The following is a 7,978-nucleotide window of genomic DNA, read 5'->3' on the forward strand; positions in this document are numbered from 1 at the left end:
CTCCAGATCCGTACGCCTCAGCGGCACGGTCAGCCAGGCGCCGACGGCCGCCACCGAGACGAGGACCACGGCGGCCGACGGCAGCAGCCGCCTGGCCCGCCGCGAGAAGAAGTCGACGAGCTTGATGCGGCCGGTGGCGATCGCCTCGCGCACCAGGAGGCCGGTGATCAGGTAGCCGGAGATGACGAAGAAGACGTCCACGCCCACGAAGCCGCCCTGCGCGCCGGGTATCTGGGCGTGGAAGGCGAGGACCGCGAGCACGGCGACGGCGCGCAGCCCTTCGATGTCGGGCCGGAAGGCGGAGCGGTGCGGGCTGGGGCCCGACTCGGTGTTCCCGGGGTTCGACGGGGGTTCGGGCGGGGGAGCGTTCCGTCCGGGCGGCGCGGAAGCGCGCTCGTGGGACTGCCGTTGGCCGGGGGCCACGGGGGACGACATGGGGAGGACGCCTTTCAGGTCGGTCAACTCAGCCAGGGGAGCATCGGATTGACCCAGCCGGACGCCAGCAGGCCGGTCAGCAGCAGGAGGGCGGTGGCGGCCAGGGTCTCGGGCCAGCGGCGCGGCAGCATGCCGGCGCGGGAGAGCAGCAGCGGCCGGACGCGCGGGAGCAGCGCCCGGAGCCCTGCGGCCGGGGCGGTCCCCGGGTCGGTGTCCATGCGCCGGGAGGAAACCGGCCGGAGCTCCGCGAAGAGGTGCCGCATCAGCGGCACGTTGATCTGGCACTGCACCAGCAGGTAGAGGAGCAGGCCCCAGCTGGGTGCCCAGCCGTTGCGGGCCACGACCAGCACCAGACCCGCGACGGCCGCCGCGTGGGACAGCAGCAGCCAGCCCAGCGAGACGGCCACCACCCGGCGGGCCATGCCGCCCGAGGTCCCCGCGCCCCGGGCGCCGGTGGGCACCCAGTCGGCGCTGCGCCCCCGCAGCGTGTGCACGAAGGCCGTCGCGGCGGCCACGCTCGTCAGGACGTTCGCCCGGATCACCTCCACCCGCCAGCGGGTGCGGCTGACGCGGGGGAGCAGCACGTGCCAGAGCCACAGCGGCGCGAGCAGCGGCAGTACGTGCCAGGGCCGTACGTCGTCGGGGAACCAGAACATCATCACCAGCGGCGGCAACGGCGCGACGAAGGTGTTCACCGCCGTGGTCAGGTAGCCGACGATGCCTTCGGCGAAGCACAGCCGCATCCGCCAGGGCGCACCCATCCGCTTCAGTACGGGCGTGCTCAGCAGATGGAGGTTGCCCATCGCCCACCGGTACTGCTGGTTGACGAAGGAGGTCACCGACTCGGGCGAGGTGCCCTTGGCGACGAGCACCGGCACGTACAGGGTGCGGAACCCCTGGGCGTGGAGGGCGAGTCCGGTGTACAGGTCCTCGCTGTGGTCGAGGCGGGCGAAGCCGCCGGCCAGGTCGATGGCCTTCCGCCGGTAGACGGCGTTGCTGCCGCAGCAGATGGCGGCGTCGCTCACGTCCCGGGACGGCTGGATCCAGCGGAAGAACCACTCCTGGGCCGAGCCCGCGGCCCGCTGGATCCAGCTCATGGACCCGTCCGTGTCGAAGCACTGCGGGCTCTGCACGATGCCGACGGAGGGGTCGGCCAGGTAGGGGACGAGATGGCGGAGGAAGTCCGGCCGGGGGGCGAAGTCCGCGTCCAGGATCGCGATGACCTCGGCGCTGCTCAGGGTCAGGGCGTGGTTGAGGTTGCCGGCCTTCTTCAGATGTCCGCGGTCGGGGCGTACGACGTATTCGTAGTCGTACGAGGCGGCCAGCGCGGCGACCTCGGGCCGGTCCGCGTCGTCCAGGACCCAGACCGTCAGCGGGCCGGACCAGTCCAGTGCGGAGACAGCCCGGTAGGCGTTGGCCAGCACGGCGAGCGGTTCGCCGCAGGTGGGCAGGCAGAGGTCGACGCCCGGCGGCCGGGCCGGTTGCCAGGCGTGGACGAGGAGTTCGTGCGACCGCCGGGTGAGCCGGCGCGGGCGCAGGCTGTTGACGGAGGAGAGCACGAGCGCCACGACGTTGAGGCCGAGCACGCCGAGGAAGGCCCACAGGGCCGGGGTGCGCAGGGCGAAGGTGAACATGGTCGCCGCCGTGAACACGAAGGCGAGCGAGCTGCTGACCAGCACCCAGCGGTGCTGCGGCCCGAAGTACCAGTAGAGCTCTTCGTCGGTCGGAGGTTGCGGAAGATGATGAACAGTCATAAAGCCCCCCACGGCTGTGTATCTGCCTGTATCTGGAGGGCAGCCTATCGCCAAAGGTATAGACCAATCGAACGTCGAGGCGTCAATTCCCTTAATGAGACACAGAATTGGCGTGACTCAATTGGTCCAGACCTCTGACCGTCCCCATCCGACAGGGCCCGCCCTCCGGACCGGGGGAGGCGTGGGCCGCGCCCGGGTGAACAGTTGCGGAACACTCGCCCGGTGCGGCGGTGCCGCGCCCCTCACTTACCGCCGCGCCACCACGGCGCGGCTCGGGACGTGTCCCGCAGGGCGTTCGTCGCGCAGTGCACCTCGCCGCCCGCCAGGTGCGCCCACTTGAAGTTCTCCACCCAGTGCACGCGCACCCCCTGGCGGCGCAGCGCGCGCTCCGTCTCCGTACGGAACAGGTCCTCGCCGCCCACCCTCGGGCCGTGCGGGTCCGGGGCCGCGTAGTCCCGGGCCGTGAGGGACAGCCCGTTGGCGAGGCCGGGGGAGAAGGCGATGGACCGCTCCGCGGACACCGAGGGATCGAACCTGCCCGTCTCGTACAGCACCGGCACCCGCACCAACTCCCGCTCCTCCAGGCCGGTTTCCCGCAGCAGCGTCGCGAGCTGTTCGTCGATGTGCCGGGCGGCGACCTCGTTCCCGGCGAGGAACTTCGCGTCGCCGAGCACGGCGTCCACCGTCGGACGGTCCTCGGCGGTCGTCCCCTCGAAGAGCAGCCGGCCGCCCCCGCCCCGTTCGGACGCCTCGCGCAGCAGCCGCGCGGCCAGCCGGGGGTCGGACACCATCAGGGTCCAGCCGCGCGCGTTGTCGGCCCGCACGACGTGCACGGTCTCGTCGGTGTGCCCCACGAACAGCCAGGAGGTGTCGACCGCGATCGGCCGCTGCTGCCCCTGCGCGGTGAGCATCCGCACGAAAGAGGGGTCGGGCGCGCGCCGCGTACTCGTGCCGTAGACGATGCGGCCCTGCGGGTGGCCGGGATACGGGGGTACGGACTCGAAGTTCCCGGCGAAGTTCTGCAGGTCGTCCACGTGCGCCGGGCGGTCCCGGGTGAACTGCTGGACGACGCCGACACCAGGTCCGCGCAGCTCCCGGAACAGCAGCCGCGCCGAACGGCTCAGCGTGCTCGGCCCGAGCTTGCTCTGAGGCCAGAGCACCGGCGCGCGCAGCAGGATCCGCATGCGGTGGACCCCGCCGGGCACCGGCATGCTCACGGTTCCCGGCTCGACCGTGTCCTGGCGCCAGATGTCCCGCCACCACTGCGAAGTGCCGGGCGTGAACGTCAGCTTGTCGCGGGGCAGCCCGGCGCGCTCGGCCGCCCTGCGGAGCGAGTCGGCGAACGGCTTCCACCCGGTCGGCTTGTACCGCGCCCCGATCCAGTTCGGCACGATGCCGCTGCCAGGACCCGGCGCGGCGGCGAACACGGACTCGGCGCGCTGGAGGTCGTGCTGCACGAGCACGGGCGCGGCCTTCATCCGCACCCGGTCGGACGCGGTGCGCGTACCCGCCCCCTCGCCCTGCCGCACGGTGAGGACGACGTCCACTTCACCGTTCCAGCGCCGCGTGTCGCGCACCACGTCCCGCCCCTCGACGGCGAGCTCGACCCCGGCACGCAGTTCATCGGCGGTCAACCCGCCCTTGAGCGGCGTGAGCCGGCCGTCCCGCCGGACGAAGATCCGTACGTACGCAGACCCGGCCGGCGCGATCTCGACCCGGCCGGCCGCCTCGTCACCGACCCGCATCGGCCGCACCCGCAGCGGGGCGAGGTCCTTGGCGTCCTGCGCCCCGTTCACCTGCTCGTCGGCGGCGTCGTGACAGGCGGCGAGACGTGCGTCCACCGCGGGGTCGACGCGGTCCAGATCGCCCGGCGTGGTCCGGCAGCGACGGGCGTCGTCGTCCAGATTGGGCAGGAACACCGCACCCCGGCCCGGCCGCCACTGCTCCTCCCCGCTCTCGTCGGTGCCGCCGAGCAGGTCGACGCGCCCGTCCTGATCGACGTCAGCCCGCAGGTCGGGCGGAGAAGGCGGCGGGGCGACCCCCGAGACCGGAGAGGGCGCCACAGTGGCCGCCGCTCCGGCCAGCAGGGCGACGAACACGGCCGTTCCCGTGCGGGTGTGCGGAGAAGACATGACGCGTCCTTCCGGAAGAGGGAAAGAGGAAGAGACCTGCTGCACCTTTTCCAGGCTCGCGCCCCCGCACCGTGCATACGTCGTCCGGGGTGAGGAACCGGAGATACACCGTTGTGCGCAGTCGCCCGCGGTTCCGTCCGGACGGTGCTGGTCAGCGAGGTATTACCGGTCTCTTACGGCAGGGCCGGGTCGCTGGCCGCCGGGGTGCGGTCACGGCTTTGCTGGACTCCCGAAGGCCGGGCCGCTCACGTCCGGCCCGAGCACCACCCCACGGAGGTCCCGGTGTCCGCGCTCCGCAAGCCCCGCTTGTCCCGCCGTATCGCCCTGTCCCTGCTGCTCGCCCTCGTGGTGGCGGCCGGCGCGGGGCTCTACGCCTTCCAGCCCTGGAAGGCGTTCACCACCACCACGGTGAACGAATCGCTTCCCGCCGCCTCCCCCTCGGCCGCCGGCCCGATGGAATCCCCCGCCGGCCCGACGGATCCCCCCGCCGGGCCGACGGACCTCGCCCGGGGCGGGTTCGTCGGTCACGAGCACGCCACCAGCGGCACCGCCCGCACGGTCCGGCTCGCCGACGGCGGGCAGACGGTGCTGCGCCTGGAAGACCTCATGACCTCGGAAGGGCCGGACGTACGGGTCTACCTCTCGCGCCGTGACGCGGGGGCGGCCGAAGCGGGGCTCGGGGCGGGGGCCGTGGAACTGGGCAGGCTCAAGGGCAACCGGGGCAACCAGAACTACACCGTCCCGGCCGGCACCGATCCGGCCGACTACCGCAGCGTCGTGATCTGGTGCGCACGCTTCTCGGTGTCCTTCGGTGCCGCCGACCTGGCCCCGGCGGCCATGCCGCCGGCACCGGCCGCGACGGCGGACGCAGGAGCCTGAACCGGCCGGGTCTGATTTCCGGTGGTTCAACTCGCGGAGTCTGGGCATCCGTGAAACCCAAGGGGCACCACTGGATCACCACGCACCCAGGTGTGCCCGTGCGACAGCCGTCAACTGTGACGGTGCCGCAGTTCGGGAGGACCTATGCACGATCTCGGATTCGTCTGCCTCGTGGAACGGCTGGCCGCCCAGGCCGAGGAAGCGCAGGGCTCATGGGCGGCCCAGCGGCTGCTCGGCACGCCCCGGCTGCCCCACCTCGTCACCCTCGCCGGGGCGGTCGCGGTGGCCGCCGTCGGCATCAAGCTGGCGCGTGACCGCCATGCGTCACCGATTCGGGCGACCGCTCCGCCCCCTCGGTGACGAACTCCAGCAGATCGGCGTTGAGCCGGTCCATGTGGGTCAGGTGCAGACCGTGCGGGCCGTCCTCGTACACCTTGAGCACGCTGCCGGGGATCAGCTTCGCCGTGCCCCGCCCGCACAGGTCGACCGGGTTGAAGGCGTCCGCGCCACCGTGGACGACCAGGGCGGGCACGGTGACGCGGGTCAGTTCCACGCGGAAGTCGGTCTCGGACATCGTGCGGCTCAGTCCCAGCATGGCCTTGACGGAGACCGCGCGCGTGTCCCACACCGACCAGTCCACGAGCGACCGCGAGACGGTGACGCCGGGGGTCCCCTCCCCGAAGAACGGACCCGCTATCGCGTCGACCCAGCCGGGCAGGTCCGCGGCGATCTGCGTGCGCATCTCGTCGAAGACACTGCCGGGGACGCCCTCGGGGTAGTCCGGGGCCTGTCGCAGCAGCGGGGTCAGGGTGGAGACCAGGACGACCTTGGCGACCCGCTCGGAGCCGTGCCGGGTCAGATAGCGGGCGACCTCGCCGGTGCCGGTCGAGTGGCCGACCAGGGTGACCTCCGTCAGGTCCAGGTGCTCCAGCAGGGCCGCCAGGTCGTCCGACAGCGTGTCGAAGTCGTAGCCGTCCCAGGGCTGTTCGGACCGGCCGTGCCCGCGCCGGTCGTAGGCGATGCAGCGCAGGCCCCGGTCGGCCAGGTGGGTCATCTGGTAGTTCCACATCTCACTGCTGAGGGACCAGCTGTGCGTGAACACCACGGGCGTGCCCGACCCCCAGTCCTTGTAGTACAGGCGGGTGCCGTCCCCGGTCGTGAAATGCCCCATGGTGGCCGCTCCTTCGTCTTCCGTGCGGACCGCCCCTGATCGGCTGCCCTGCGACGCTCACGTTGTCACCCGACGGCCGAACTGGCCATTACCCGGGGCGTAAGCGGGAAATACTGGTCGGGCAGCGGGAGTTGGGCATGCCGGAGGGGCACCCGGGCTTGGTGAACCGGGTGCCCCGCACCGCGCGGTCAGACCAGGTCGAACCGGTCCAGGTTCATCACCTTGTGCCACGCCGCGACGAAGTCCGTCACGAACTTCGCCTTCGCGTCGTCGCTCGCGTAGACCTCGGCGAGTGCGCGCAGCTCGGAGTTGGAACCGAATACGAGGTCGGCCCGGGTGCCCGTCCACCTGACCTCGCCCGAGGCGTCGCGGCCCTCGAACTCGTCCTGCGCCGGGGACGTCGACTTCCAGGTCGTGCCCATGTCGAGCAGGTTGACGAAGAAGTCGTTCGACAGCGTGCCCGGCCTGTCCGTGAAGACGCCGTGCTTCGAGCCGCCGTGGTTGGCGCCCAGGACGCGCAGGCCACCGACGAGGACCGTCAGCTCGGGCGCGCTGAGGGTCAGCAGGTTCGCCCTGTCGAGCAGCAGGAACTCGGCAGGCAGGCGGTTGCCCTTGCCCGCGTAGTTGCGGAAGCCGTCGTGGGCCGGTTCGAGCGCGGCGAACGACTCGACGTCCGTCTGCTCCTGTACGGCGTCGACACGGCCCGGCGTGAACGGCACCTCGACCGCGACGCCACCGTCCTTGGCGGCCCGCTCGACGGCCGCGGAGCCCGCGAGCACGATCAGGTCGGCCAGCGAGATCTGCTTGCCGGCGGTGGAGTTGAAGGACGACTGAATGCCCTCAAGCGTACGCAGCACCTGCGCGAGGCCGTCCGGGTTGTTGACCTCCCAGGTGCGCTGCGGCTCCAGGCGGATGCGGGCGCCGTTGGCCCCGCCCCGCTTGTCGCTGCCGCGGAAGGAGGAGGCCGACGCCCAGGCCGCGGAGACCAGCTGCGCGGTCGTCAGGTCCGAGCCGAGGATCTGCTCCTTGAGGGAGGCGATGTCGGCGGCGCCGACCGGTTCGCCCTCGCGCGCCGGCAGCGGGTCCTGCCAGAGGAGGACCTCGGAGGGTACCTCGGGGCCGAGGTAGCGCACGACCGGGCCCATGTCACGGTGCGTCAGCTTGTACCAGGCGCGGGCGAAGGCGTCCGCGAACTGGTCGGGGTGCTCGTAGAAGCGCCGCGAGATCTGCTCGTAGACCGGGTCGAAGCGCAGCGACAGGTCGGTGGTCAGCATCGTCGGGAGGTGCTTCTTCGACGCGTCGTGGGCGTCGGGGATGATCGCCTCGGCGTTCGTCGCCACCCACTGGTTCGCGCCGGCCGGGCTCTGGGTGAGCTCGTACTCGTACTCGAAGAGGTGCTTGAAGAAGTCGTGGCCCCACCGCGCGGGCGTGGTGGTCCAGGTGACCTCAAGACCACTGGTGATCGCGTCGCCGCCGACGCCCGTGCCGTAGGTGCTCTTCCAGCCGAGGCCCTGCTGCTCCATGGGAGCGGCCTCGGGGTCGTCGCCGACGCTCTCGCCGGGGCCCGCGCCGTGGGTCTTGCCGAAGGTGTGGCCACCGGCGATGAG

Annotated in this window: 7 protein-coding genes; 2 read left to right on the forward strand and 5 right to left on the reverse strand. The window is 71.9% G+C overall.

Going from position 1 to position 7,978, the window contains the following annotated elements; all coding sequences use genetic code 11:
* The 3 genes from ACWGIG_RS20410 to ACWGIG_RS20420 form a co-directional block, all read right to left on the reverse strand.
* Window positions 1-435: acyltransferase family protein (locus ACWGIG_RS20410; RefSeq protein WP_453323038.1), on the reverse strand; the 435-nt coding region annotated here is incomplete at its 3' end.
* Between the two features lie 23 nt (window positions 436-458).
* Window positions 459-2,189 (reverse strand): glycosyltransferase family 2 protein, encoded by a 1,731-nt coding sequence (locus tag ACWGIG_RS20415; protein ID WP_453323039.1) that lies wholly within the window; start codon window positions 2,187-2,189, stop codon window positions 459-461.
* Window positions 2,190-2,431: 242 nt separating this feature from the next.
* A complete protein-coding gene (locus ACWGIG_RS20420; protein WP_453323040.1) occupies window positions 2,432-4,321 on the reverse strand; it encodes a protein-arginine deiminase family protein in 1,890 nt (629 codons plus the stop codon).
* A gap of 282 nt (window positions 4,322-4,603) precedes the next feature.
* On the opposite strand from ACWGIG_RS20420, the gene ACWGIG_RS20425 reads away from it, so the two are divergent.
* Both ACWGIG_RS20425 and ACWGIG_RS20430 read left to right on the forward strand, forming a co-directional pair.
* Entirely contained in the window at window positions 4,604-5,200 is a 597-nt protein-coding gene (locus ACWGIG_RS20425; RefSeq protein WP_453323041.1) for a DM13 domain-containing protein, read from the forward strand.
* Window positions 5,201-5,344: 144 nt separating this feature from the next.
* A complete protein-coding gene (locus ACWGIG_RS20430) occupies window positions 5,345-5,560 on the forward strand; it encodes a hypothetical protein (protein ID WP_453323042.1) in 216 nt (71 codons plus the stop codon).
* Here the strand turns inward: ACWGIG_RS20430 and ACWGIG_RS20435 are convergent.
* Window positions 5,499-6,371: an alpha/beta fold hydrolase gene (locus tag ACWGIG_RS20435; RefSeq protein ID WP_453323043.1), complete on the reverse strand. Its 873-nt coding sequence runs from the start codon at window positions 6,369-6,371 to the stop codon at window positions 5,499-5,501. The two genes, ACWGIG_RS20430 and ACWGIG_RS20435, sit on opposite strands and share 62 nt — an antisense overlap.
* Window positions 6,372-6,559: 188 nt before the next feature.
* On the reverse strand, window positions 6,560-7,978 hold a 1,419-nt coding region (locus tag ACWGIG_RS20440; protein ID WP_453323044.1), incomplete at its 5' end, for a peroxidase family protein.

The organism is Streptomyces sp. NPDC054863 (assembly GCF_053610825.1).